Genomic DNA, 25,751 nt, shown 5'->3' with positions numbered 1-25,751 from the left:
TTGCATCCGGGTGGCTATTTTCCCCGGGGTTGCGTCACAATACAGCCGGCATGAGCTAGGCCAACGGGGTCAGCGTCACCCTGCGTCCGGGATGCGAGGTGATGGGAAGTGATGTGCGCCCGGGTAGATATTCGATTGGAACCGGTACCGCGCTGCCTGCCATGCGTTTTGGGGTCGGGTTAACTTTTTGCTACTAAAAACATAACGGAGCACGAGGTGAGTGTGAGCCTACATCGCCGGAAAGATGCGCCTAATGTCCGTCAGCGCTGGTCAACGCTGGCCGTCACGGCTCTCGGCCTGCTGCTTGTCCAGCCGGCCGCGTATGCCGCGGGGTTCGGGCAACTACGGGTACAGTCCAACCTGGGGCAGCCGCTCCAGGCCGAAATCGATATCACCGGCGTGTCGGCCGAGGAAGCGGGCAGTTTGGCTGTCAAGCTTGCCCCGCCGTCCGCCTATGCGCGTGCAGGGCTGACGTACCTGCCAGCCATCTCGAGCGTCAAGCTCGATGTGCAGCAGCGCCCGAACGGCAGCTATGTTGCGACCGTCCGCTCGAACCAGCCGCTCAGCGAGCCGTTCGTGGACATTCTGGTCGACATGAGCTGGTCCAGCGGCAAGGTCACGCGGGCATACACGTTCCTGCTGGATCCGGCCGGCGCCAAGCCGTCCAACCAGACTTTCTCCCCGACCACGGTGGTGCAGGCGGCCACGCCTGATGCAACACCGGCTCCGGCTCCAGCGCCAGCCCGGGCGGCGCCCGCGCCGGCACCGGTCGCAGCCGCTCCCGAGCCCGCGCGTCCGGCTCCTGCGGCGCCTGCTCAGCCCCGCGCCCAGCAACAGCCACGGCCCGCCACGGCTCCGGTGGCGAACGCAGGTGCCGTCGCCAATGGTTCCTATACGGTGCAGCGTGGAGACACGCTCTCTTCCATCGCCGGCGATGCGGTCCAGATGCAGGATTCCGTGTCGCTCGACCAGATGTTGTTGGCGCTGTATCGCAACAATCCCAACGCATTCATCGGCGGCAATATCAACCGGATCAAATCGGGTGCAGTGCTGAAGGTGCCGAGCGCCCAGCAGGCACAGTCCGTCAGCCCGCGTGAGGCGCGCCGTGAAGTGGTTGCCCGCACGCAGGGTTTCGACAGCTATCGCAGCCGACTGGCCGCTGCTGCTGCCGCCAAGTCGGTGGAGCCCGGTTCGGGCCGCGAACAGTCCGGCAATGTGACGGCGCGCGTGCAGGACACCACGGTGCCCGCAGCGGGCCCGCGTGACGAACTGAAGCTCTCCAAGGCGGACCGTGGCGCGCAGGCCAAGGCCCAGGCGCAGGCCGAGGCCGACGTGGCCAGCCAGCGCAAGCTCAAGGAAGCCGAGTCGCGTGTGGCTGACCTGGAGAAGAACATCTCCGACATGCAGCGCCTGATGGAGCTGAAGAACGCGGAGATCGCGAAGTTGGGCCAGGCCAACCAGGCAGCCAAGGCGCCTGCGCCGGCCGGCAAGGCGGCCGAAGCGGCTCCCGCGCCGGCCGTGGTGCCGGCAGAGCCTGCCAAGGCAGCAGCCACGACGACCGCCGCAGCACCAAGCACCGCCACGCCCGGGCCTGCTCCGGCAGCAACCGCAGCCGCATCGGCACCGCAAGCCCAGGCCGCAACGGCTTCGGATGCTCAGGCCGCTGCTCCGGCGACGGCTGCTGCCGCTGCATCGGCTCCGAAGGCAGCAACTGCGGCCGCCGCAGCTTCGGCCCCGGCTGCCGCGAAGAAGCCCGTTGCCCTGCCCAAGCCCGAACCGTTGCCGCAGCCTTCGCTGCTCGACGGCCTGCTGGCCAACCCGATGCTACTGCCGGGTGCTGCACTGATGGTTGTGCTGCTGGGCGGATATGCGTACTATCGCCGCCGCCAGAAGCAGAAGACCGGCGACAGCACTGGCTTTGGCGACAGCATCCTGTCGCAGGAAAGCACGGTGATGGCCGGTGGCCACTCGCTGTTCGGCACTGCCGGCGGACAGAGCGTCGATACGTCGCAGCACAGCGTGTTTGGCGCGGACTTCCGCATTGGCAACAATTCACCCGAGGCGACGGAAGTCGATCCGATCGCCGAGGCCGAGGTTTACATCGCCTATGGACGCGACGTGCAGGCGGAGGAAATCCTGCGCGAAGCGTTGCAGCAGAATCCGGAGCGCCAGGCCATTCGCCTGAAGCTCATGGAGATTTACAGCACTCGTCAGGATGTGGAAGGTTTCCGAGTGATCGCAGAAGAAATGTTCGCCCAGACGGGTGGGCACGGCGCGGACTGGCTACAGGCCGCCGAAATGGGCCGCAAGCTGGACCCGAGCAACGCGTTGTACCTGTCGGTCGCGCCGGATACGTCGGACGAGGCGGATACGACCACCCCGGTGGCCGATCAATGGCGCACGCAGGATCCCGCAGCGAACCTGACGCAACCGCCTGCCATGCCGGACTTGGCATTGCCGGAGTTGGCCTTGCCGCTCGATGCCTTCCCGGCGCCGGCAGCGGGGGAGCCCATCGTGGCGCCCGAGTCCGCTTCGCTGGTGTTCGGTAACGATCTCGAGTCGGAGCCGGTGCGTCTCGACGACGCACTCGACGAACGTCACGATGCCGGCGTGCCGGCGCTCGATACGCCGACCCGTTCGCGTCCGCTCGAGTTCGATATGTCGAGCCTGTCGCTGGACCTGAATCCGGAAAAGCTGGAGCAGGACTCCGCCACGCCGCTGTCCGGTATGGCGCAGTCGCTGGACGAATCCACGGTGCCGCTGCCCGCGCCGACGATGCTCCAGGGCGGCAAGCTCGTCGAGCCGATCGATCTGTCGCGCGTGACGTCGGAGGGGCGGCATAGCGATTCGAATGGCATGTCCGCCAGCACGTTGTCGGTCACCACGATGGATGGCAGCCGCGATATGCAGATCAAGCTTGATCTGGCGCGCGCCTATATCGAGATCGGTGACAAGGAAGGTGCCCGCGAACTGCTGCAGGAGGTGGTCGACCAATCGCAAGATTCCCTGCAGGAGGAAGCCCGCTCGTTGCTGCGCGAGGTGGCCTGATCCATTGCAACAGACGGCCGCGGGGCACGCCCCAAAGGCCGGTATGATGCAGGGTTTGCGGCAGATGCCTTACCGCAACCCGAAGCGATGCGCCGGAAGCGTCCCTTCCGGCGCATTTTGTTTTTGTGCCATCAGGAAACTGTTTCTTGCCTGTGAACCGCATCGCCATCGGCCTCCACTATGACGGCTCGGCCTACTCCGGCTGGCAGTCGCAGCCCCATCGCAATACCGTGCAGGACCACCTCGAGGACGCGATCGAGCGCTTCGCAGGCGTGAGACTGCTGACCACGGTGGCCGGGCGGACGGATGCGGGTGTGCACGCGCTGGGGCAGGTCATCCACCTCGACACCGAACTCGACCGCGACCGCTTTTCATGGGTTCGTGGCGTCAACGCCTTCCTGCCGCCGTCGATCGCGCTGCAGTGGGCGGAGCCCGTCGACGAGAACTTCCACGCGCGCTTCCTGGCCTACGAGCGCATGTATTACTACGCCCTGTACACGGGGCCGCACCGCGCGCCGATGATTCACGGCCGTGCCGGTTACCTGATGCTGCCACACGGGCAGCGACTCGACGTCGAGGCGATGCGCCGGGCGTCGGCATGTCTGCTCGGCGAACATGATTTCTCGGCGTTCCGCGCCGCCGAATGCCAGGCCAAGTCGCCCGTCAAGACGATGTACGACGTGACGATCGAGGCGGATGGCAACTGGGTGTTCCTGCGCTTCCGGGCCAGCGCCTTCCTGCACCACATGGTGCGTAACCTGATGGGTTGTCTGGTGGCGGTGGGGCGTGGCCGATATCCCGCCGAGTGGATGGCGGAAGTGCTGGAAGAGCGCAATCGCCAGAAGGCCGCGCCAACCTTCATGCCGGACGGGCTCTATCTGGTCGACGTGAAGTATCCTGAGCCATACCAGTTGCCCAAGGCGGACTCGGCCGCCAGCTTCTTCCACGGAGTATTTGCCGATGATAGCCACGATGGCGCCTGAGCCCCGCACGCGTATCAAGATCTGCGGCCTGACGCGCGACGAGGACGTGCGCGCCGCCGTGGATGCCGGTGCCGATGCGATCGGCCTGGTCTTCTACGCCAAGAGCCCACGCCACGTCGATGTGGCGCACGCCGCGGCCCTGGCCGAGCAGGTGCCGCCGTTCGTGTCCGTGGTTGGCCTGTTCGTCAATGCAGATGCCGAAGAGGTGGCCCATGTGGCCGAGCGTGTGCCGTTGACGTTGCTTCAGTTCCACGGCGACGAGACGCCCCAGCAGTGCACCGAGATCGCCCGGCGTTGCCGGCTGCCATTCATGCGCGCCGCACGTGTCCGCCCGGGGCTCGATTTGGTAGAATTCGCAGATCAATATCGTGACGCTTCCGGCCTGTTGCTCGATGCCTTCGTGGAAGGCTATGGCGGTGGCGGCCACGTTTTCGACTGGACCCTGATTCCTGCTCAATGGCTTCCGCCCAATCCTGCCAATCCCCGCGCAAACGACGCTCCTCGCATCGTTTTGAGTGGTGGATTGAACGCGCAAAACGTCGCTGGAGCGATTGAGCGCGTGCGGCCCTACGCTGTGGATGTCAGCAGCGGCGTGGAGGCCAGCAAGGGTGTGAAAGACCACGCCCGTATTGCCGCATTCGTGCGCGCCGTTCGACAGGCCGACGCAGGGCGATCCGCAGGATAGTTCCCTCCGCCTTCCGTGGCTCACGGCCGCGCCGACCCCGATACCCCGCGCGTCATCCCATGGTTGACGCGCTTCCTGAGAGCCTGGACATGTACGACCTGCCCGATTCCCGTGGCCACTTTGGCCCCTATGGCGGTACCTTCGTTTCCGAAACCCTGGTTCACGCGCTGGACGAGTTGCGCGACGCCTACGCGCGGTACCAGAAGGATCCCGATTTCGACGCCGAATATCGCCGCGAACTGAAGCACTTCGTTGGCCGCCCGTCGCCGATCTATCACGCGCAGCGCTGGAGCGAGACGCTCGGTGGCGCGCAGATCTACCTCAAGCGCGAAGACCTGAACCACACTGGCGCGCACAAGATCAACAACGTGATCGGCCAGGCGCTGCTTGCCAAGCGCATGGGCAAGAAGCGTGTGATCGCCGAAACCGGCGCGGGCCAGCATGGCGTGGCCACGGCCACGATCGCGGCGCGCTTCGGCATGGAGTGCGTGGTCTACATGGGCTCCGAGGACGTGCGCCGCCAGGCGGCCAACGTCTATCGCATGAAGCTGCTGGGCGCCACCGTGGTGCCTGTGGAAAGCGGCTCGCGCACGCTCAAGGACGCGCTCAACGAAGCGATGCGTGACTGGGTGACCAACGTCGAGACCACGTTCTACATCATCGGCACCGTGGCCGGCCCGCACCCGTACCCGATGATGGTGCGCGATTTCCAGTGCGTGATTGGCGAGGAAGCCAAGGTGCAGATGCCCGAACTCGCGGGCCGCCAGCCCGACGCCGTGATCGCGTGCGTCGGCGGCGGTTCGAACGCGATGGGAATTTTCTATCCGTATATCGAACACAAGGATGTGCAGCTGATCGGCGTGGAAGCGGCCGGTGATGGCCTGGATTCGGGTCGCCACGCTGCTGCGCTGATCGGCGGTTCGCCCGGCGTGCTGCACGGCAACCGTACCTATCTGCTGCAGGACGCCAACGGCCAGATCATCGAGACGCACTCGGTGTCGGCAGGCCTGGACTACCCCGGCGTCGGCCCCGAGCACGCATGGCTGAAGGACATGGGCCGCGCGCAGTACGTGCCGATCACCGACGAGGAGGCCCTCAAGGCGTTTCACGACTGCTGCCGCATTGAAGGCATCATCCCCGCGCTCGAATCGAGCCATGCGATCGCCTATGCGTGCAAGCTGGCGCCGACGCTGGGCCGCGACAAGCTGCTGCTCGTGAACCTGTCCGGCCGTGGCGACAAGGACATGCACACCGTGGCCGAACGCGCGGGGTTGAAACTCTGATGCGCACGCTGCCTCCCAATACGACGCTGTCCCAGTCCGAAGAGGGCGGGGCAGGTTCGGAACCGTTCGATATTCTCGATACGGCAACCATGCGCCTCTATCAGGAAGACGTGCTCGAAGGGATCAAGCGCATCCCCGACGGCTCGATCGACCTGGTCGTGGCGGACCCGCCCTATGGCCTGGGCAAGGACTACGGCAACGATTCAGACCTGCTGTCGGGCGATGCCTATCTCGAGTGGTCGGAGCGCTGGATGGACGCGATCGTACCCAAGATCGCACCACGCGGCACGCTGTACCTGTTCTGCACCTGGCAGTACTCGCCCGAGCTGTTCGTCATGCTCAAGCGGCGCATGACGATGATCAACGAGATCATCTGGGATCGCCGCGTACCGAGCATGGGCGGCACCACGCGCAAGTTCTCGTCGGTGCACGACAACATCGGTTTCTTCGCCCGTCAGCGCGACTACTTCTTCGATCTCGATCCGGTACGGATTCCGTACGACGCCGAGACCAAGAAGGCGCGCAGCCGGCCGCGCTTCGAGGGCAAGAAATGGCTCGAGGTGGGGTACAACCCGAAGGACCTGTGGAGCGTGCCGCGCATTCACCGCCAGGACCCGGAGCGGGCCGACCATCCGACGCAGAAGCCGCTTGAGATCGTCGAGCGCATGGTGCTGTCCAGCTGTCCGCCGGGCGGCATTGTGCTCGACCCGTTCACGGGCAGCGGCACGACCGCCGTGGCTTGCGTCCGGCACGGCCGCAGTTTCGTCGGATTCGAGATGAATCCGGAGTACGCCGGCCTGGTGCGCGAGCGCGTGACCGCCGCGCAGCCCGTGTATGCGCCGCTCAAGCCGCAAGCGTCCGATGTCGCCGATACCGCCGACGCCGCCAATGACGATGCCAACGAAGCAGCATCGCCCGTGCAACGCCTTATCTGATTGCCACTGACATGTCCCGTATCCAGAAGACTTTCGCGGCACTGGCCGCGCAGCAGAAGAAGGGCCTGATTCCGTTCATCACCGCCGGCGATCCGGCTCCCGCGTTGACCGTCGACCTGATGCACGCCCTCGTGGCTGGCGGCGCCGACGTGATCGAGCTTGGCGTGCCGTTCTCGGACCCGATGGCCGACGGCCCCGTGATCCAGCGCGCTTCCGAGCGCGCGCTGGCCCAGGGCGTTTCGCTGACACAGGTGCTGGCCTGGGTGACCGAGTTCCGCAAGACGAACGCGACCACGCCGGTAGTGCTGATGGGCTACGCCAACCCGATCGAGCGCATGGGTGAGGAAACCTTCGCCAAGGCGGCCAGCGCGGCCGGCCTGGACGGCGTGCTCGTGGTCGACTACCCGCCCGAAGAGTGCGAGTCTTTCGCCGCGCTGATGCGCGCGAACCAGATGGACCCGATCTTCCTGCTGGCGCCGACCTCGACCGACGACCGCATCGCCGCGGTGGCGAAGGTAGCCAGTGGCTATCTGTACTACGTGTCGCTCACTGGCGTGACCGGCTCGGCCACGCTCGACCTCGAGAGCGTGGCTGCGCGTCTGCCGCTGATCAAGCAGCACGCGAATCTGCCCGTGGGCGTGGGTTTCGGTATCCGTGATGCGCAAACCGCACGCGCCATCGGCAGCGTGGCCGACGCCGTGGTGATTGGCAGCCGCCTGGTGCAGTTGCTTGAGGATGCGCCGCGCGAGAAGGCCGTGGACGCTTTGCGTGCCTTTATCGCCGACATTCGCCAGGCACTGGACGCCTGATTTCTGGTCCAACGCTTGGCGTGCCGCTGAGAAAAACGCGCCATTTATGATTCTTACTTCACAAATGGCGCGTTTTGCTTCGGTCCGATGGCCCGGGCGTGGTAAATTCGCGGCCTGATTCCCTGCCGTTCCTGTATTCGCCCCTCCCGAAGGAGGCCCGCGTGCGGACGGCAGTTATCCGAAAGGAGCTTTCATGAGCTGGTTGGATAAACTCCTGCCTCCCAAGATTCAACAGACCGACCCCTCCACCCGCAAGGGCATTCCGGAAGGGCTGTGGGTCAAGTGCCCGTCGTGCGAGGCCACGCTGTACCGTACCGACGTCGAGGCCAATCTTCACGTCTGCCCGAAGTGCGACCACCACATGCGCATCGGTTCGCGCGAGCGCCTGGACAAGCTGCTCGACGCCGAAGGCCGCTATGAAATCGGCCAGGAAATCGTGCCGGTGGACGCCCTGAAGTTCAAGGACACCAAGAAGTACCCGGACCGCATCAAGGCCGCCATGGATGACACCGGCGAGACCGACGCGATGGTGGTGATGGGCGGCGCGATCCACACCATTCCCGTGGTCGTGTCCTGCTTCGAGTTCGAGTTCATGGGCGGTTCGATGGGCTCGGTAGTGGGCGAGCGCTTTGCCCGTGGCGCCCAGGCGGCGCTGGAGCAGAAGGTGCCGTTCATCTGCGTAACCGCCACCGGTGGCGCGCGGATGCAGGAAAGCCTGCTGTCGCTGATGCAGATGGCCAAGACCACGGCCATGCTGAACCAGCTCTCGAATGCCAAGCTGCCGTTCATCAGCGTGCTGACCGATCCGACGATGGGTGGTGTCTCGGCAAGCTTTGCGTTCTTGGGCGATGTGGTTATCGCCGAGCCGAAGGCGCTGATCGGTTTTGCCGGCCCGCGTGTGATCGAGCAGACCGTGCGCGAAAAGCTGCCGGAAGGCTTCCAGCGTGCCGAGTTCCTGATGCAGAAGGGCGCGATCGACATGATCGTGGACCGCCGCCGCCTGCGCGCCGAACTGGCGCAACTGCTGGCGCTGCTGCAGAAGCAGCCGGCTGACGCGGTAGCCTGACGCGGCAAGCAAATTTGCAGGACAATGGCGCGGGTGCCGAATACCCGCGCCATTTTGCTTTTGTAGTTCTGAATCCGTATGCCCATCTTCCACAATCTCCCCGACTGGCTCGCACATCTTGAAACCGCTCACCCCGTGGGCATCGACATGGGCCTGAGCCGCATCACGCGGGTCAAGGAAGCGCTGGGCCTGCGCATTGACGCCGTGGTGTTCACGGTGGGCGGTACCAACGGCAAGGGATCCACCTGCGCGATCCTCGAACGCATCCTGCTCGAAGCAGGCTACAAGGTGGGCCTGCATACCTCGCCGCACCTGATCCAGTTCAACGAGCGTGCCCGCGTCAACGGCGAGCAGGCGACGGACGCCCAGCTCCTGCCCCATTTCGAGGCCGTCGAGCGCGCCCGTACGAGCTTTGCCGATCCGGTCAGCCTGACGTATTTCGAGTTCACGACGCTGGCGATCATCCACATGTTTGCCGAAGCCGGACTCGACGCGATCATCCTGGAAGTCGGTCTCGGTGGCCGCCTGGATGCGGTCAATGTGATTGATACGGATTGCGCGATCATCACCAGCGTGGATATCGACCACACCCAGTACCTTGGCGACACGCGCGAGAAGATTGGCTACGAGAAGGCCGGCATCTTCCGCCCGCACGTGCCGGCTATCGTCGGCGATCCCATGCCGCCGCAGTCGGTGATCGATCACGCCGAGGCGATCGGCGCCGAACTCTGGCTCGTGGGACGTGATTTCCGCCACCAGGCTGCGCAGGGCCAGGAACGCCAGCAATGGGACTGGGCCAGCCGGGACCGCAAGCTGAATGGCCTGGGCTACCCGGCATTGCGTGGCGCCAACCAACTGCTCAACGCCTCTGCGGCGCTGGCCGCGCTGCAGGCCATGCGCTCGCGCCTGCCTGTGAGCGCGCAGGAAGTGCGCAACGGCCTGGCGTTCGTGGAGTTGCCGGGCCGGTTCCAGGTGCTGCCAGGGCGTCCGGCCGTGATCCTCGATGTCGCGCACAACCCCCATGCCGCAGCGACGCTTGGGCAGAACCTTGAGAATATGGGGTTCTTCCGTTACACCTATGCGGTGTTCGGCGCCATGCACGACAAGGACATCGCCGGCGTGCTGCAACATGTGGCCGACAAGGTGGACCACTGGTGCCTGTGCGACCTGCCGACCGACCGGGCCGCTACTGCCGCGGAGTTGCGCGAGAAGCTTGAGGCAACTGGCTTCCGTGAGGGCCCGGACAACACCGTTGCATGTTTTTCCAGCCCCGAACTTGCGTATCGCGATGCTGTCGAGCGCGCTACCGAGAATGATAGAATCCTGGTCTTCGGGTCGTTCTACACAGTGGCCGGCGTGATGGCATATCGTGCCACGCAGGCCAACTGAGCCGGAACGGCATCGCACCGAACACCATACTTTGGGCATCTATGGGCCTGCTTTCGCTGTTCTCGTCCCGCAAGGGCACTGACCCGGCACCCGAACGCGGTCGCCGCACGCGCGCGGAATCGAGCGCCGGCATCGGCGCGTCGCGTCGGACGGCGGACGAATACGCTGACGATACCCTTGACCCCGATTTTCCCCAGAAGCAACGCGCGCGGCGTCGTCTGATTGGTGCCGTGGTGCTGCTGGCGGCCGCGATCATCGTGTTGCCGATCATGTTCGAGCACAAGCCGCGCCCGGTTTCGGAGGATGTGGCCGTCAGCGTGGCCAACGGGCAGGGCGCCACGCAAAAGCCGAAGGTCGAGGCACGCAAGGCCGAGCCGCTGCCACCGTCCGCCAATGCCAATCGCAACGATGCGGCGCTAGACGCGGGCGAGGAGATCGTCAGCGCACCTGCTGCGGACAAGTCCGACAAATCCGACAAGCCGAAGGCTGATGCGAAGCCTGACACCAAGGTTGCCGATAGCAAGCCGGCGGACAAGCCTGCCGCCGCCGGCACGAAGTACCTGATTATGATTGGCGCGTTCTCGTCGGAAGAACGCGCGAAGAACTGGCTGGCCAAGCTCAAGGAGAGCAAGGTGCCAGCCTATGTGGAAAAGAAGACGCTGGCCGATGGCGAGCGGAACTTGCTGCGGGCGGGTCCGTTTACCAGTCGCGACGCCGCCGAGGCGGCGGAGAAGAAGGTCAAGGCGATCGGACTCACTTCGAAGATCGTGGAGCAGTAAGAGGCGCTATCAACATGAAGCGAAGCGGCGCTGGCTAGCCGCGCGGCCGCAGACAGTACAAGTGGACTGGCCAAGGCCGCGCAACGACGCCAGAATCATTTTGATAGCGCCTCTAAGCCGACGCGTCGGCGAGTGGGCACGTGGTGTGCCGCGACGTATCGCAATCCGGCAGTCTGCCCCCATCTGACAGGAACGCATCGTACCGCCCAGGACGCATGGCTTTTACTTTTTTCGATTACGCGGTGGCCTTCATCGTGGTGGCCTCGGGCCTGGTTGGCATACTGCGCGGCCTGGTGCGCGAAGTGCTTGCGCTGGTGGGCTGGATCGTGGCTTTCGTACTGGCATACCATTTCGGCGGCATGGCCGCGCAATGGATGCCGGAGTCGCTGCCTGGCGGCGAACTGACGCGCAGCGCGCTGGGCTTTCTCGCCGTATTCTTTGGTACATGGATCGTCGCCGCGCTGGCGGGGGCGATTCTGGGCCAGTTACTGGAATCCACCGGGCTGAAGCCCGCGGATCGCGGCCTGGGGCTGTTGTTCGGGCTGGCGCGGGGCGCGCTGATCGTAATGCTGGTCGTCGTGCTGGCGGGCCTCACCAGGCTGCCGGAAGAACCATTCTGGCGTGACGCGGTGTCGCGCCCCTATGTGATGCAGGCCATGGACGAGCTGCGGCACTGGCTGCCGCCGGACCTGGCCAAATATGTGAAGACGTGAGCGCCTGCGGGCGTTGCTCGACAGAGCGCACCCGCGGCGACAGTGACAACGCAGATCCCGTTCGCCCTTGACGGGATTGCGCCCCTGAATCATTTGCCTTTCCTGGGAGTTCGGCATGTGCGGTATCGTCGGTGCGGTTTCCACCAGCCCTGTCAATCAACTCATCTATGACAGCCTGCTGCTGTTGCAACACCGCGGACAGGATGCAGCCGGCATCGCCACGGCCAATGGCAGCACCTTTCACATGCACAAGGCCAACGGCATGGTGCGTGACGTGTTCCGCACGCGCAACATGCGCAGCCTGCCGGGCACGTCGGGCATCGGCCAAGTGCGCTACCCGACCGCCGGTTCCGCGTCGAGCGAGGAAGAAGCACAGCCGTTCTATGTGAACGCGCCGTACGGCGTCATCCTCGCCCACAACGGCAACCTGACCAACTCGGAACAGTTGCGCGAGGAAATGTTCCGTCGCGATCGCCGCCACATCAACACGCATTCGGATTCCGAAGTGCTGCTGAACGTGCTGGCCGACGAACTGCAACGCGCCAGCAGCGGCAACGAACTGGACCCGGAGACAATCTTCAAGGCCGTCGCGGGCATGCATCGCCGCGTCAAGGGTGCCTATGCGATCACCGCGCAGATCGCCGGCTACGGCCTGCTGGCTGTGCGCGATCCGTTCGGCATCCGCCCGCTGTGTATTGGCAGCGTCGACACCCCGACCGGCAAGGAATACCTCATCGCCTCGGAATCCGTCGCCCTGGAAGGCATCGGCTACCAGATGGAGCGCGATGTGGCGCCGGGCGAGGCGATTTTCATCGATCTGGACGGCTCGTTCCACAGCAAGCAGTGTGCCGATAACCCGGTGCTGACGCCGTGCATCTTCGAGTACGTCTATCTGGCCCGTCCGGATTCGTGCATCGATGGCGTGCCGGTCTACGATGCCCGCCTGCGCATGGGCGACTACCTGGCTGAAAAGATTCGCCGCGAAGTGCCGGCTGGCGATATCGACGTGGTCATGCCGATTCCCGATTCGAGCCGCCCGGCCGCCATGCAGGTGGCCAATGCGCTCGGTGTGCAGTACCGCGAGGGCTTCTTCAAGAACCGCTACGTGGGCCGTACGTTCATCATGCCTGGCCAGGCAGTGCGCAAGAAGTCGGTGCGCCAGAAGCTCAACGCGATGGGTGTCGAGTTCAAGGGCAAGAATGTGCTGATCGTCGACGATTCGATCGTCCGCGGTACTACGTCGCTCGAGATCGTGCAGATGGCGCGTGACGCAGGTGCGAAGAAGGTGATCTTCGCGTCGGCCGCGCCGCCGGTGAAGTTCCCGAACGTCTACGGTATCGACATGCCCACGCGTGCCGAACTGGTGGCCTATGGTCGCACGGACGAAGAAGTGGCGCGCATGATCGGCGCCGACCAGCTCGTCTACCAGGACGTGGAAGCGATGAAGCAGGCTGTGCGCGACATCAACCCGAACCTGCGTGACTTTGATGCGTCGTGCTTCGACGGCAAGTACGTTACCGGCGATATCGACGACGCCTATCTGGAGCGCCTCGAGACCGCGCGTAGTCTGGCCGATCGTGAAGGTACCAACGGCGGTGAAACCGAACGTTCGCAGCTGCATCTGCAGCGCTCGGGCGGCAACGAATAACAAGAAACCAGAATCTTCGGAAGGCAGCAAAGCAGCATGAGCGAACCGTTCAACCCAGACGCCTACGGCATTGATACCCTCGGCGTGCGCGCCGGCACGCTGCGCACTGGCGAATTCATGGAGCACTCCGAGGCGATGTACCTGACCTCGAGCTTCTGCTTCAACAGTGCGGCAGAAGCCGCCGCACGCTTCGCCAACTCGGAAGAGGGTTACACCTACTCGCGCTTCACGAATCCGACCGTGTCGATGTTCCAGTCGCGCCTGGCCGCGCTGGAAGGCGCGGAGGCCTGCATGGCTACGGCTTCGGGCATGAGCGCGATTCTGTCGGTGGCGCTCGCCACGCTGCAGGCCGGCGATCATCTGGTCAGCTCGCGTTCGATCTTCGGCTCGACGATGACGCTGTTCAATTCGATCCTGGCTAAGTTTGGCGTGGAGACGACCTACGTCGACGGCACCGATCTGGCTGCCTGGCGTGCCGCCGTGAAGCCGAACACGAAGCTGTTCTTCCTGGAGACGCCGTCGAACCCGCTGACCGAGGTGTCCGATATCGCGGCGGTTGCCGATATTGCGCACAACGCTGGCGCGCTGTTCGTAGTTGACAACTGCTTCTGCTCGCCGGCTTTGCAGCAGCCGATCAAGTTCGGTGCCGATGTGGTGGTGCATTCGGCCACCAAGCACATCGACGGTCAGGGCCGCGTGCTTGGTGGCGCAGTGGTCGGCAAGCACGATTTCATCATGGGCAAGGTGTTCCCGTTCGTGCGAACGGCGGGCCCGACGCTGTCGGCGTTCAACGCGTGGGTGATGCTCAAGGGCATGGAAACGCTGGCGATCCGCATGGAGCGTCACTCGCAGAGCGCGTTGGCGATTGCCGAGTTCCTCGAGTCACATCCGGCCGTGAATCGTGTGTTCCACCCGGCACTGAAGTCGCATCCGCAATACGAGATCGCCCAACGCCAGCAGAGCGGGGGCGGCGCGATCGTGTCGTTCGAGTTGAAGGGCGACACCCCCGAGGCCATGCGTGCTGCTGCGTGGCGCGTGATCGATAACACGAAGCTGTGCTCGATCACCGGCAATCTCGGCGACACGCGCACGACGATCACCCATCCATACACCACCACCCACGGTCGCGTGGCGCCTGAAGCCAAGGCCGCTGCCGGCATCAGCGAAGGGTTGATCCGACTGGCCGTTGGCCTGGAGTCCGTGGAAGATCTGAAGGCCGATCTGCTGCGCGGCCTGGGCCAGTAAGCGGTTGGTTTTTCTCCCCTCGCCCATGACTGGGCGAGGGGGCTTCACCGCAGCATCCTCTTCCTCAGCAGCACCAGCGCCACCGTCAGCGCCACGGCTGCATACGCCGCGAGCACACCGACGTGCAGCGCTACATTCTCCACCGGCCGGCCCAGCATCAACGGGCGAATCAATGCGACTGCGTGCGCCAGCGGCAACACTTGCGTGGCGGCCTGTGCGCCTTCTGGCAATTGTTCGAGCGGAAAGAACACGCCCGATAGCAGCAGCATCGGCGTCATGACCAGCGTCTGGTAGAACATGAAGAAGTCGTAGCTCGGTGCCAGCGCGGTCACGATCATCGCCAGACTGGCGAATGTCACGCCCGCCAGCACGATGACCGGTAGCGCCCCGAGCGCGCTCGGAAACTGCGCATAGCCCAGAAGGCCGGCCACCAGCATGATCGCCACCCCGGACAGCACGGCCTTGCTGGCTGCCCATAGCACCTCGCCCAACACCACGTCGCCCAGCGTCAGCGGAGCGTGCATGATCGCTTCCCAGGTGCGCTGCACATGCATGCGCGAGAACGCCGAATACATCGACTCGAAGCTGGCGGACATCATCACGCTCGATGCCGTCGTGCCTGCCGCGAGAAACGCGATATACGACACGCCATGCACATTGCCGACCAGCAATCCAAGCCCGAGACCCAGGCCGAACAGATAGATCATCGGATCCGCCAGGTTGCCGATCAATGACGGCACGGCCAGCTTCTTCCAGACCATGTAGTTGCGGTACCAGACCATCATCCAGTTGCGCGCGTTGCGTGGCAGCAGCGGCTGAGGGTAGCGCTGGTGGGTTTGCACGACGGGCGGCGCGCCGGCGACGACCGCGTCAGTGCTTCGTGGTGGGTCCAGTTCGCTCATTTCAATCCCTCATCTCGCGGCCGGTCAACTTGAGGAACACGTCCTCGAGGTTGGCGGGCCGATGCAGGTAGCGCACGCCGCCCTTGCCATGCAGGGCGGCCAGCAGCGGAGCCGGCTCGCGCACGTAGAAGAACAGCGTTTCGCCGCGCATTTCGGTGCGTTCGGCCAGGGGCGTCAGCGTGTCGCGCAGCGGTTCGAGTTCGTCGCCGTAGACTTCCACCACATCGCAGCCGATCTCGCGGTCAATCAGTTCATGCGGCTTGCCTTCAGCGATCTTGCGACCCGCGTCGATGACGCACAGGTGGTTGCAAAGCCGTTCGGCTTCCTCCATGAAGTGGGTGGTCAGCAGGATCGTCTTGCCGGCCGACAGCAGTGATTTGAGTCGCTCCCAGATCAGGTGCCGGGCCTGCGGGTCGAGGCCCGTGGTCGGCTCGTCCATGATCAGCAGGTCGGGGTCGTTGATCAGCGCTCGCGCCACGGTCAGGCGCCGCCGCATGCCGCCAGAGAGGTCGCGCACCTGCGCGTCGGCACGGCTTTCCAGTCGAGCGAATTCGAGCAGCTTCGGCACTCGCTCCGCGATCTGGGCGGAAGACAGCCCAAAGTAACGCCCGAAGATGCGCAGATTCTCGATGACGGAGAAGTCGGGATCGAGATTGTCGAATTGCGGCACCACGCCCACGCGCATCCGCGCCTGTGGGGCGCGTTGCGGAATCGGTTCGCCGCAAAGCATCAGCGTGCCGGACGCTGGCGTGGTCAGGCCCAGCAGCATCCGCAGTGTGGTGGTCTTGCCGGCGCCATTGGGGCCGAGCAGGCCGTAGCACTGGCCGGGCTGGACTTCCAGGTCCAGGTTGTCGACCACGACGTGGTCGCCATAGAGTTTGCGCACATTGCGCATCTGGAGGATTGCGGTCAAGGCGAGGTCCCGAGGATGCGATATCTGCCATTATGCAGGGCATCGCTCGGCGCATTGTTGCGCGAATCACGGCGAGACAATTCCATTTGCCGGAGTGCGGGCTGGCTAACATGCGGCGTTCGGCTTACTCTTGATACTTCCAAAGCCGGACTTCAAAGGAGTCGTGATGACTTTCGAACACTGGATTGCGTTCGTGCTGACCAGCGTGATCCTGCTGATCATTCCAGGGCCGACGATCCTCCTTGTGATCGGTGATGCGCTCGCGCACCGTGGTCGCAGTGCCTATGCCACGGTGGCTGGTGTGGCCTGTGGTGACCTGACGGCCTTCACGCTGTCGATGGCGGGCCTGGGAGCGGTGCTGGCGGCCTCTGCCACGCTCTTCACGGCCCTCAAGTGGGTTGGGGCAGCCTATCTGGTCTATCTCGGTGTGCAGGCGCTGCGTACCGCGAATCGGGCCCGGGAACTCGAGGTGGCGCCGCAGTCCGGCAGCGGTGCCCAGCGCTTTGCCAAGGCATGGCTGGTCACGGCGCTGAACCCGAAGAGCATCGTGTTCTTCGTGGCCTTCGTGCCGCAGTTCATGGATGCGAAGTTGGCATTCTGGTCGCAGGCCGTGGTGCTGATCCCGACCTTCGTGGTGCTGGCGAGCGCCAATGCCATGGTTTATGCGCTGCTGGCGCGGTCGCTGGCGACCCGGCTGACCACGCGACGGGCGCAGGCCAATATGCAACGTGCCGGCGGCATTACGCTGATTGGGGCGGGCGCGCTGATTGCCACGCGCTCCTAGGCGGTGCCGCAGGGACGAAAAAAAACCGCCAGCTTGCTGGCGGTTTTTCTTGGCAATGCGCGAATCAGTAGAGCTTCTTCGGCAGCATTTGCATACGCAGACGCTTGCGCAGACGGGCCTCGGCAGCCTTCTTCTTGCGCTTGCGCTCGGTCGTCGGCTTTTCGTAGGCGGTGCGGCTCTTCAGTTCCACGATCAGGCCAGTCTGCAGAATGGCGCGACGGAAACGACGCATTGCAACTTCAACGGGCTCGCCCGGTTTCAGAACGATCTTAGTCAATTCAGTCCTTCGGAAATTACCGCCAGAGGCGGTGGGTTCATAGGGGGAAACGTGCCATGTCGGGCCCCGGAGCCTTTCATGACGGTGGTATTGCACACAGCGGCGAATGCCGTGGTGCGCCCCTAGAACCTGCTGTGGACCGAAATCCGTACTGCCTGTGTCAGGGGTGATGGGCCAAATTTTCCTAGCTAGGTAAAAACTTGGCGGGCTACCTGTTTCCGTGAGTATTGCGCAAGAAATACGCCGGTAAGCTTTTACAGGTATACCGGGGGTGAGTCAAGTAAACCTGGGCAATCCAAGATCATACACCAGGAAATGTGCGCGAGGACCGCCAATCCTGGGATTGGCGTTACTGCAAAAGGCTGCACCACGCCGAGATCAGTAGTACAAGCGCCATGAGGCGGTCAAAGCGCTTCATCATGGCGGGGGATCGGATGAAGCGGGTGGCGCCCGCGCCGAGGGCCGCCCATACGCCCATGCAAGGCAGCGAGACGATAAAGAAGGTGAGTGACAGTAGAATCACCTGATGCGACTGGTCTGACCCGTGGCCCGCAAAAACACTTACCACGGCCAGCGCCATCATCCAGGTCTTCGGATTCACGAGCTGCAAGGCGGCCGCGCCTGCGAGGCCGAGTGACCGTTTGTCGTTGCTGTCGACCTCGACACTTGCTGCCGGGCTGCTCCAGATCTGCCACGCCAGCCAGGAGAGCCAGAGCACGCCGCTCCAGGCCATCACGCGTTGCACCTGCGGGTGGTCAGTCAAGGCATCGCCAATGCCGATGCCGACGGCTAGTACCAGCAAGGCTGCGCCGCCACAGCCGCCCATGATGATCGGCAGCGTTGCCACGATTCCGCGGCGGGCGCTGTGGCTCAGTACGATGACGTTGGTCGGGCCGGGCGTGATCGACGCAACGATCGCGAAAAGCAGGAAAGGAAGAAAAGGGAGTGTGTCGAGCATGTGGCCATTGTTGCGGCCGATGTCTCACGCGTCTGGAAGATTTGAGCAGCGCTTGCGGTAGTGCGCGGGTGTCAGGCCATAGGCACGCCGGAACCAGCGTCCCAGATGGCTCTGGTCGGCAAAGCCGAGCGCCACGGCGACATCGGCTGGCGTTGCGCCTCGGGCCAGCAGGTGTCTTGCGCGCGCCAGACGCATCTGTACCAGGTAGGCGTGCGGCGCGATGCCGAATGCCGCCTTGAAAGCGCGTGTCAGTCGATAGCGATCCACACCGCTGATCGCAGCCAGATCATCGAGCCCGATATCGTGATCGAGGTGGTCGTGGAGATAGTCGCGCGCCCGCTGTGCCACCAGGGGCAGGCGCGGGTCGAATGCGTGATGCGCGCGCCAATGCATATGCGCTGTCAATTGGGCGAGCAGCGCATCGAGTGCCGACTGGCGGACGATGCGCAATTCGGGCTGCTGCAGGAACGAATAGGCGCTACCGATGGCCGAGATCAGCGCGGGGTCTTCTCTCAGGGTCTGAGCAAAGCCGGGTTGGCAGTGCGCTGGGGCGTCCTCGAATACGGCGCGTAGCTCGCGCTCCATCCACTGTGCGTCGAGATAGAGCATCGAGTAGGTGAAGCCCTCCGGTGCCACCGCGTAGCCATCATGGATCTCGCCGGGCTCCAGCGTGAACACTTTGCCGGGGGTGCTGCGCTGGACTTCGCGGCGACAGTGGAACTGCTGGATGCCCTGCTCGGTGTATCCGACCAGGTAGCTGTCATGCCAGTGAGGATCGTAGGCGTGGCCGGTGAAATGGGCGCGAATCGTCTCGATGCCAGTGCTGGCATCCTGCCTGAGGTCGATCCAGCTTTGGGGGCTCACAGCGATTTTCGCGTTTCGGTTCCTTGAGCGGGCATCTTATACAGTCTGATGCGAAGGCTCTGGAGCGTTTGTGCAGGGGAGGGGTGTTGGGCGCGCAAAAAGAAAAAGGCCGATGCTTTCGCATCGGCCTTCCTCTTATATTGGTTGGCTCCCCGACCTGGGCTCGAACCAGGGACCTACGGATTAACAGTCCGGCGCTCTACCAACTGAGCTATCGGGGAACAGCTGAGAAAGAAATTATAACCAGCCTCTCTTCGTTTCGTCAACAACTTTTTAACGTTTTGTTTTCGCTAGAAGTTATTGCCAGAACTCTGGTTCGCCTCGAAACCGGCTTGCAGCGGGCGTTTCCACCTTTTGCAGCGTTGCCGTGTTTAGCAGCGAGGCCGCATTATAGCCAGCTTTTCGATTTATGCAAACAAAAAAACCGCCCGGAGGCGGCTTTTTTGTTTCGGTTCCGATGTCAGTCGAAAACCGGCGTCTCCACGCCAAGCACCTTGTGCAGCTTCGGCGAGGTCGTCGTGTACTGCATGTGGATCTTCTTGTCCGGGAAGATGTACGGCGCGGCGCCGAAAGCAGCCAGCGCGGCTTCGTGGAAGCCCGACAGGATCAGCTTCTTCTTGCCCGGATAGGTGTTGATGTCGCCAACCGCGAAGATGCCCGGGATGTTCGTCTCGAACTTCTCGGTGTCCACCTTGATCTGCTTGCGCTCGAGGTCCAGACCCCATTCGGCGATCGGGCCGAGCTTCGGCGACAGACCGAAGAACACGAGGATGTCGTCGACGGGCATACGGCGGGTCACGCCGTCGGCGCCGGTCACCTTGATCTCGGTAAGCACGCCGTCCTTCTCTTCATAGCCGCCGATCTGGCCGACCATGAATTGCATTTCCATCTGTTCGCACAGCTCGCGCATCTTGGCCACCGATGCCGGCGCGGCACGGAAACCATCGCGGCGGTGGATCATCACCACCGACTCGGCCTTGCCCACCAGATCCAGCGTCCAGTCCAGCGCCGAATCACCACCGCCGACGACGACCAGATTGCGGCCGTGGAAGCGGCTCGGATCCTTGACGCGGTAGAACAGCTGCTTGCCTTCGAACTTGTCGATGCCTTCCACCTTCAGCGTGCGCGGCTGGAACGAGCCAACGCCGGCGGCGATGAAGATGGTCTTGGTGATGAAGCGGGTTCCGAGCGATGTTTCGACGAAGAAACGGCCGTCTTCGCGGCGCTCGACGACGCTCACTTCCTGGCCCAGATGGAACGTCGGCGAGAACGGCTCGATCTGCTTCAGCAGGTTGTCGGTCAGTTCCTGACCCGTGCAGATGGGCACGGCCGGGATGTCGTAGATCGGCTTGTCCGGATACAGCTCGACGCACTGGCCGCCCACTACCTTGAGCGAGTCGATGATATGTGCCTTGATTTCGAGCAGCCCCAGTTCAAAGACCTGGAACAGGCCAACTGGGCCAGCGCCCACGATCAGCGCGTCAATTTCCAGCGGCTGACCGCCAGGGTTCCCGCCGGCCTGATGGGTCGCGTCGGCCACGGGGTTAGGAATGCTCAAGTCCATATTCGTCCTGATACGTTGTGGGCACACGTGTGCCCGGCATTGCTAGAAAGCGCGGGGGACGGCTCTCTGTATTTTTTAGCGCTGCAGGTATTGCAGCTTGTCGGTGGCATCCTTCCATTCCTCGGCCTCGGCCAGCGGGGCCTTGGTCTTGGTGATGGAGGGCCAGATCCGGGAGAGTTCGGCATTCAGTTCGATGAACTGTTGCTGATCGCCCGGCACGTCTTCCTCGGCGTAGATCGCGTTGACCGGGCACTCGGCCACGCACACGGCGCAGTCGATGCATTCGTCCGGGTCGATGGACAGGAAGTTCGGGCCTTCGCGGAAACAATCGACCGGACACACATCAACGCAGTCGGTATAGCGGCAACGGATGCAGGATTCGGTGACAACGTGAGTCATTTCGGTTCCAGAAAAACGGATCGGTCTTCAAATGGGGGAGGTCCAAGGCCGCATTCTTGCCCGGCGTTCCCGCCAGTCACCCGACATGCGTCAAGCACAGCGCAAGTCAATCGGGATAACTTGGGGCGAACGGGGGCCGTGGCCTTTCAAAGACCGATATTGTAGCTGAGCCTTCCCGCAAGAATAGCGAGTCTATATAGCTGGGTAAGATAGTTTTCTTATTTCTTTATGTGTTTTGTTGGCAATTCGATTCGAAAGTCGGCCTGCCAGGCGGCTTTCGTGGCGTTCAGGGCATCGAAACCGGTGGCGAACCGCTAATATTCTCCCTACGATGCCTGTGGCTACCCGGGGTAAAAGTGCGGCCGCGGGCCCTTGCGGGACATTCAGACTACGCAACATCCGACCGGGGACCCATGCCATGCAGGCACGCCTTCTGTTCCGATTCGCAGTTTGCCTGGCCACAGCAATGCTAGCGCCGCTGCCGTTGGCCGCCCAGACGCTGGCGCCGACGAACGGCTCCGCGGCCATGGCCGATAGCGTGGTCTCCCGGCTGGTGGCCTGGCGGGCGCGGACGGACCAGCCGGTCACGCTTTCATCGCTGACGGCGTTTGAGTGGGATAGCTTCAGCGTGGTCCGTGCGGCCGCCGGCGACCCGATGGCCAATTGCAGCCGCGAAGGTCTCGTGCCATGTGGCCCGGACCTGCACCCGCCTCCCGGCTCGATGATCCAGGTGCTGCGCTTCGACCGGGCCGGCCGTTCGGTCTACCAGGAGCGCATCATGGTCGCATCGGCCAATTTCGCCGATCCGTTGCCGACTGCGGTGCCACGCGCGCAGGCCACGCTGGTCACCTGCCCGGACGAGCAGGGGGTGCCGCTCTGGTGTGTGCAGACGCCTCGCAAGTCGGAACAGAAACCGCCACAAGGGCTGCGCTCGCTCGATGGCGGCTGACGACGCCAGGCTACGCCAGCGCGCCTCCGCGATACTTTCGGTTAGCATGATGGCCTGACTTCCGGTATGCCCCCGTCTGGCCTCGTTATGATCATCCGTTCCCTGCTCGACACTGACCTGTACAAATTCACGATGATGCAGGTGGTGCTGCATCACTTCCCGCAGGCCCAGGTGGAGTACCGCTTCAAGTGCCGCAACGCCGGGGTCGACCTGACGCCGTACGTCGACGAGATCCGGTCCCAGATCACGCAGCTTTGCCAGTTGCGATTCACCGACGATGAACTCGATTACCTGCGCGGCCTGCGCTTCATCAAAAGCGACTTTGTCGAGTTTCTGGCGCTGTTCCATCTGAACGAGAAGTACGTGCAGGTGCTGCCGTCGGCCAAGGGTAATGGCGAAATCGAGATCATCATCAAGGGTCCGTGGCTTCATACGATCCTGTTCGAGATTCCGCTGCTGGCCATCGTCAACGAGGTGTACTTCCGACGTACCCAGCCGAAGCCCGATCTGGCGGAGGGCCGTCGCCGGCTGCAGGCCAAGCTGGAGCTGCTCGCGGCGCCACCCTATGTGGATTGCGTGATCGCGGACTACGGTACCCGCCGCCGGTTCTCGTGCGACTGGCAGGAGGAGGTCCTGCTGTCGATGCGCGACGCCATTGGCCCGCAATTGGCCGGCACCAGCAACGTCCACTTCGCGCGTCTGCACAACATGACGCCGCTTGGCACGATGGCGCACGAGTACCTGCAGGCCTGCCAGGCCCTTGGGCCGCGCCTGCGTGATTCGCAGGTCTACGCGCTGGAGCGGTGGGCACACGAATATCGCGGCGACCTTGGCATCGCGCTTTCGGACACCTACGGCTTCGACGCATTCCTGCGGGACTTCGATCTCTATTTCTGCAAGCTTTTCGACGGCGTGCGACACGACTCGGGCGATCCGTTCGAATGGGGCGAGCGGATGATCGCGCACTACGCAGCCAACCGCGTGGATCCGCGCGGCAAGACGCTGATCTTCAGCGATGCGCTGGACATTCCCAAGGTCATCGAGCTCTACGAGCGGTTCCGTGGTCGTTGCAAGCTCGCTTTCGGTGTGGGCACCAACCTGACCAACGATCTTGGCTACAAGCCGTTGCAGATCGTGATCAAGATGGTGCGGTGCAATGGGCAGCCCGTGGCCAAGCTGTCGGACACGCCCGAGAAGACGATGTGCGACGATCCCGGCTATCTGTCGTACCTGCGGCAGGTGTTCGCGGTTCAGGCCCCCGCTTAGGAACTTTCAACCGCGCGCATCAGGACGCTTTCTACAATCGGTCTGCCCCTTCAACCGCCACATACTCACATCGCCATGGAAACCAACGCCGCCCGTGACCGCATCTTCGCCCGCATCCGCGCTGCCCAGGGCCGGGGGCCCGCCGTGACCGAAGGTGAACGGGAGGCAGTGGCCGATTATCTGGCGCGACATCCGCAAGGGCCGCTGCCTCCGGTTGACGGCGATCGTGCGGCTGGGTTCGTCGCGCAGGCACAAAAGATGGCCTCGACCGTGGATCGCGTGGCGACCCTGTCCGAAGTTCCGGCGGCCGTGGTGCGGTACGTGGATGGGCTGAAGCTCGTGCGCCGTGCCGTGGCATGGACCAGCCTGGGCAGCTTGCCGTGGGCGGAGCAGGGGATGACGGTTGAATGCCGTCCGCCGCTGCGCGATCCGCAAGGTGACCATGACCATGGCGACCTGGTCGGCATCACGGGCTGCTTCGTGGCAATTGAAGAGACTGGCTCGCTGATGTTGCTATCGGGCCCGGACACGTTTGCGTCGGCAGCGCTGCTGCCCGAGACCCATATTGCGGTGGTACCGGTGTCGCGCATCGTGGCCAATCTTGAGGAAGCCTTTGCGCGAATGCGCGCCGAGCATGGTCAACTGCCGCGTGCCACCAATATCATCAGCGGTCCGTCGCGAACCGGCGATATCGAGCAGACCATCGTGCTGGGCGCGCATGGCCCATACCGGGTACACGTGATTCTCGTCGATCAGGGCTGATCATCGCCACACGCGCCGCAACAGGCGCATTTTGAGACCTTTCTCCGAGGGGTTTGCTTTACACTGACCCTCTTAACGAGAAAGGAGAAATCCACACGATGCGACGTGTCAGCACACTGCTTCCCCATTGCCTGCTTGCGCTTGTTGGACTGCTGCCGAGTTGGGGCCATGCGGCCGATCTCGACGGGGCGGCGTTAGCGCCAATCTGGGGACTGCCGTTTGCCGGCATTCTGTTGTCGATCGCGCTGTTTCCGCTATTTGCGCCCAAGCTCTGGCATTACCACTACGGCAAGATCGCCGCGGCGTGGGGCGTGCTGTTCCTGGTGCCGTTCGCGACGGTCTTTGGCGTGCATACCGCGGCGGCCAACGTCGTGCACGCGCTGCTGTCCGAGTACATTCCGTTCATCGTGTTGCTGACCGCGCTCTATGTGGTGGCGGGCGGTATCTGCGTGCGCGGCAACCTGCATGGCACGCCAAAGTTGAACACCGGCATTCTCGCGCTGGGCACGTTGCTGGCCAGCATCATGGGCACCACTGGCGCGGCGATGCTGCTGATCAGGCCGCTGCTGCGTGCCAACGACAATCGCCGGCATGTGGCGCATGTCGTCGTGTTCTTTATCTTCCTCGTGGCAAACGCGGGCGGCGCGCTGACGCCGCTCGGTGATCCACCGCTGTTCCTTGGTTTTCTGAAGGGCGTGGACTTCTTCTGGACCATGCGCAACATCCTGCCCGAGACGATCTTCATGTGGGTGCTGCTGCTGGCGCTGTTCTACGTGATCGATCGTCACTACTATCTGAATCGGGAAGAGGAACTGCCGGTCAGGCAAGATCCGACGCCTGATTCGCGGGGCATCCGCATCGAAGGCAAGGTGAACTTCGTGCTGCTGCTGGCCGTCATCGGCCTGGTGCTGATGAGCGGGCTGTGGAAGCCCGGCATCGTGTTCGATGTGATGGGCACTGACGTGCCGCTGCCGGCAGTATTGCGTGACGTTCTGCTGGTCGTGGTCACCGTGGCGTCGCTCATCGTCACGCCGCATGTGGCGCGCGCAGGGAACGAGTTCAACTGGGAGCCGATCCTCGAGGTCGGCAAGCTGTTCGCTGGCATCTTCCTGACGATTATCCCCGTGATCGCCATGCTCAAGGCCGGTACGGATGGCGCTTTCGCGGGCGTGATTCGCGCGGTCAGCGATGGCAATGGGCAGCCTATCGACAGCATGTATTTCTGGGCCACAGGCGTCCTGTCGTCGTTCCTCGACAATGCGCCGACCTACCTTGTGTTCTTCAATACCGCAGGCGGTGATCCGGCCACGCTGATGACGCGTGATGCTTCGACGCTTGCGGCGATTTCCGCTGGCGCGGTGTTCATGGGCGCCAATACCTACATCGGCAATGCGCCGAACCTGATGGTGAAGGCAATTGCTGAAAGCCGTGGCGTGCGGATGCCGAGCTTCTTCGGCTACATGGCCTGGTCCTGCACTGTGCTGCTGCCGCTGTTCCTGGTGATGACGCTCCTCTTTTTCCACGTATGAC

At 63.5% G+C, this 25,751-nt stretch carries 24 protein-coding genes and 1 tRNA gene; 17 read left to right on the top strand and 8 right to left on the bottom strand.

Going from position 1 to position 25,751, the window contains the following annotated elements:
- Nucleotides 1–216: 216 nt before the first annotated feature.
- From B2246_RS21155 to B2246_RS21100, 12 genes are all read left to right on the top strand, one after another.
- Nucleotides 217–3,048: a FimV/HubP family polar landmark protein gene (locus B2246_RS21155; protein WP_035884867.1), complete on the top strand. Its 2,832-nt coding sequence runs from the start codon at nt 217–219 to the stop codon at nt 3,046–3,048.
- 152 nt (nt 3,049–3,200) lie between these two features.
- The gene (gene truA, locus B2246_RS21150; protein ID WP_008648454.1) at nt 3,201–4,031 is read left to right on the top strand and encodes a tRNA pseudouridine(38-40) synthase TruA; all 831 of its coding nucleotides are present in this window, start codon (nt 3,201–3,203) and stop codon (nt 4,029–4,031) included.
- The gene (locus tag B2246_RS21145; RefSeq protein ID WP_008648452.1) at nt 4,021–4,716 is read left to right on the top strand and encodes a phosphoribosylanthranilate isomerase; all 696 of its coding nucleotides are present in this window, start codon (nt 4,021–4,023) and stop codon (nt 4,714–4,716) included. Before truA ends, B2246_RS21145 begins: the two co-directional genes overlap by 11 nt.
- An 89-nt stretch (nt 4,717–4,805) precedes the next feature.
- Nucleotides 4,806–5,999, top strand: a complete 1,194-nt coding sequence (trpB, locus tag B2246_RS21140; RefSeq protein WP_008648451.1) for a tryptophan synthase subunit beta — start codon at nt 4,806–4,808, stop codon at nt 5,997–5,999.
- Entirely contained in the window at nt 5,999–6,934 is a 936-nt protein-coding gene (locus tag B2246_RS21135; RefSeq protein ID WP_008648449.1) for a DNA-methyltransferase, read from the top strand. Before trpB ends, B2246_RS21135 begins: the two co-directional genes overlap by 1 nt.
- An 11-nt stretch (nt 6,935–6,945) precedes the next feature.
- On the top strand, nt 6,946–7,743 hold the full coding sequence (trpA, locus tag B2246_RS21130) for a tryptophan synthase subunit alpha (RefSeq protein WP_035884869.1): 798 nt from the start codon (nt 6,946–6,948) through the stop codon (nt 7,741–7,743).
- 193 nt (nt 7,744–7,936) lie between these two features.
- Nucleotides 7,937–8,809, top strand: a complete 873-nt coding sequence (accD, locus tag B2246_RS21125; protein ID WP_008648443.1) for an acetyl-CoA carboxylase, carboxyltransferase subunit beta — start codon at nt 7,937–7,939, stop codon at nt 8,807–8,809.
- A gap of 78 nt (nt 8,810–8,887) precedes the next feature.
- Entirely contained in the window at nt 8,888–10,198 is a 1,311-nt protein-coding gene (gene folC / locus B2246_RS21120) for a bifunctional tetrahydrofolate synthase/dihydrofolate synthase (protein WP_008648441.1), read from the top strand.
- Nucleotides 10,199–10,239: 41 nt separating this feature from the next.
- Nucleotides 10,240–10,977: an SPOR domain-containing protein gene (locus B2246_RS21115; protein WP_008648438.1), complete on the top strand. Its 738-nt coding sequence runs from the start codon at nt 10,240–10,242 to the stop codon at nt 10,975–10,977.
- 215 nt (nt 10,978–11,192) lie between these two features.
- Nucleotides 11,193–11,690, top strand: coding sequence for a CvpA family protein (locus B2246_RS21110; protein WP_017513725.1), 498 nt, complete (start codon nt 11,193–11,195; stop codon nt 11,688–11,690).
- A gap of 115 nt (nt 11,691–11,805) precedes the next feature.
- A complete protein-coding gene (gene purF, locus B2246_RS21105) occupies nt 11,806–13,338 on the top strand; it encodes an amidophosphoribosyltransferase (protein WP_008648427.1) in 1,533 nt (510 codons plus the stop codon).
- Between the two features lie 36 nt (nt 13,339–13,374).
- On the top strand, nt 13,375–14,583 hold the full coding sequence (locus tag B2246_RS21100) for an O-succinylhomoserine sulfhydrylase (RefSeq protein ID WP_008648424.1): 1,209 nt from the start codon (nt 13,375–13,377) through the stop codon (nt 14,581–14,583).
- A 44-nt stretch (nt 14,584–14,627) separates the two neighbouring features.
- Here B2246_RS21100 and B2246_RS21095 read toward each other — a convergent pair whose 3' ends face one another.
- Nucleotides 14,628–15,485, bottom strand: a complete 858-nt coding sequence (locus B2246_RS21095) for an ABC transporter permease (protein ID WP_008648421.1) — start codon at nt 15,483–15,485, stop codon at nt 14,628–14,630.
- 1 nt (nt 15,486) lies between these two features.
- A complete protein-coding gene (gene nodI / locus B2246_RS21090) occupies nt 15,487–16,380 on the bottom strand; it encodes a nodulation factor ABC transporter ATP-binding protein NodI (RefSeq protein WP_008648419.1) in 894 nt (297 codons plus the stop codon).
- Between the two features lie 184 nt (nt 16,381–16,564).
- On the opposite strand from nodI, the gene B2246_RS21085 reads away from it, so the two are divergent.
- Nucleotides 16,565–17,182 carry a LysE family translocator gene (locus B2246_RS21085; RefSeq protein WP_008648416.1) on the top strand — a complete coding sequence of 206 codons (618 nt, stop codon included), beginning with the start codon at nt 16,565–16,567 and terminating at the stop codon, nt 17,180–17,182.
- A 64-nt stretch (nt 17,183–17,246) separates the two neighbouring features.
- Here B2246_RS21085 and rpsU read toward each other — a convergent pair whose 3' ends face one another.
- The 6 genes from rpsU to fdxA all read right to left on the bottom strand — a co-directional run bounded on the left by rpsU (nt 17,247) and on the right by fdxA (nt 21,244).
- A complete protein-coding gene (gene rpsU / locus B2246_RS21080) occupies nt 17,247–17,459 on the bottom strand; it encodes a 30S ribosomal protein S21 (RefSeq protein ID WP_008648415.1) in 213 nt (70 codons plus the stop codon).
- Nucleotides 17,460–17,808: 349 nt separating this feature from the next.
- Nucleotides 17,809–18,417 carry a LysE family translocator gene (locus B2246_RS21075; RefSeq protein WP_286881724.1) on the bottom strand — a complete coding sequence of 203 codons (609 nt, stop codon included), beginning with the start codon at nt 18,415–18,417 and terminating at the stop codon, nt 17,809–17,811.
- A 24-nt stretch (nt 18,418–18,441) separates the two neighbouring features.
- The gene (locus B2246_RS21070; protein ID WP_286881723.1) at nt 18,442–19,281 is read right to left on the bottom strand and encodes an AraC family transcriptional regulator; all 840 of its coding nucleotides are present in this window, start codon (nt 19,279–19,281) and stop codon (nt 18,442–18,444) included.
- Between the two features lie 145 nt (nt 19,282–19,426).
- Nucleotides 19,427–19,502 (bottom strand) — tRNA-Asn (locus B2246_RS21065).
- A gap of 239 nt (nt 19,503–19,741) precedes the next feature.
- Nucleotides 19,742–20,845 carry an NAD(P)/FAD-dependent oxidoreductase gene (locus B2246_RS21060; RefSeq protein ID WP_008648409.1) on the bottom strand — a complete coding sequence of 368 codons (1,104 nt, stop codon included), beginning with the start codon at nt 20,843–20,845 and terminating at the stop codon, nt 19,742–19,744.
- A 75-nt stretch (nt 20,846–20,920) separates the two neighbouring features.
- Nucleotides 20,921–21,244: a ferredoxin FdxA gene (fdxA, locus tag B2246_RS21055; RefSeq protein WP_008648407.1), complete on the bottom strand. Its 324-nt coding sequence runs from the start codon at nt 21,242–21,244 to the stop codon at nt 20,921–20,923.
- Nucleotides 21,245–21,662: 418 nt separating this feature from the next.
- Here fdxA and B2246_RS21050 point away from each other — a divergent pair, with 418 nt between their 5' ends.
- From B2246_RS21050 to B2246_RS21035, 4 genes are all read left to right on the top strand, one after another.
- Nucleotides 21,663–22,193 (top strand): hypothetical protein, encoded by a 531-nt coding sequence (locus B2246_RS21050; protein WP_008648406.1) that lies wholly within the window; start codon nt 21,663–21,665, stop codon nt 22,191–22,193.
- An 87-nt stretch (nt 22,194–22,280) separates the two neighbouring features.
- Nucleotides 22,281–23,459, top strand: a complete 1,179-nt coding sequence (pncB, locus tag B2246_RS21045; RefSeq protein ID WP_286881721.1) for a nicotinate phosphoribosyltransferase — start codon at nt 22,281–22,283, stop codon at nt 23,457–23,459.
- A 75-nt stretch (nt 23,460–23,534) separates the two neighbouring features.
- Nucleotides 23,535–24,221: a LutC/YkgG family protein gene (locus B2246_RS21040; RefSeq protein WP_286881720.1), complete on the top strand. Its 687-nt coding sequence runs from the start codon at nt 23,535–23,537 to the stop codon at nt 24,219–24,221.
- A gap of 98 nt (nt 24,222–24,319) precedes the next feature.
- Nucleotides 24,320–25,750, top strand: coding sequence for a sodium:proton antiporter (locus tag B2246_RS21035; protein WP_035884878.1), 1,431 nt, complete (start codon nt 24,320–24,322; stop codon nt 25,748–25,750).
- Nucleotide 25,751: the final 1 nt, after the last annotated feature.

The sequence above is a fragment of the Cupriavidus sp. UBA2010 genome, from assembly GCF_002335265.1.
In the GTDB taxonomy this organism is placed as follows: domain Bacteria; phylum Pseudomonadota; class Gammaproteobacteria; order Burkholderiales; family Burkholderiaceae; genus Cupriavidus; species Cupriavidus metallidurans.
This window is presented reverse-complemented; position numbering and strand designations above follow the sequence as displayed.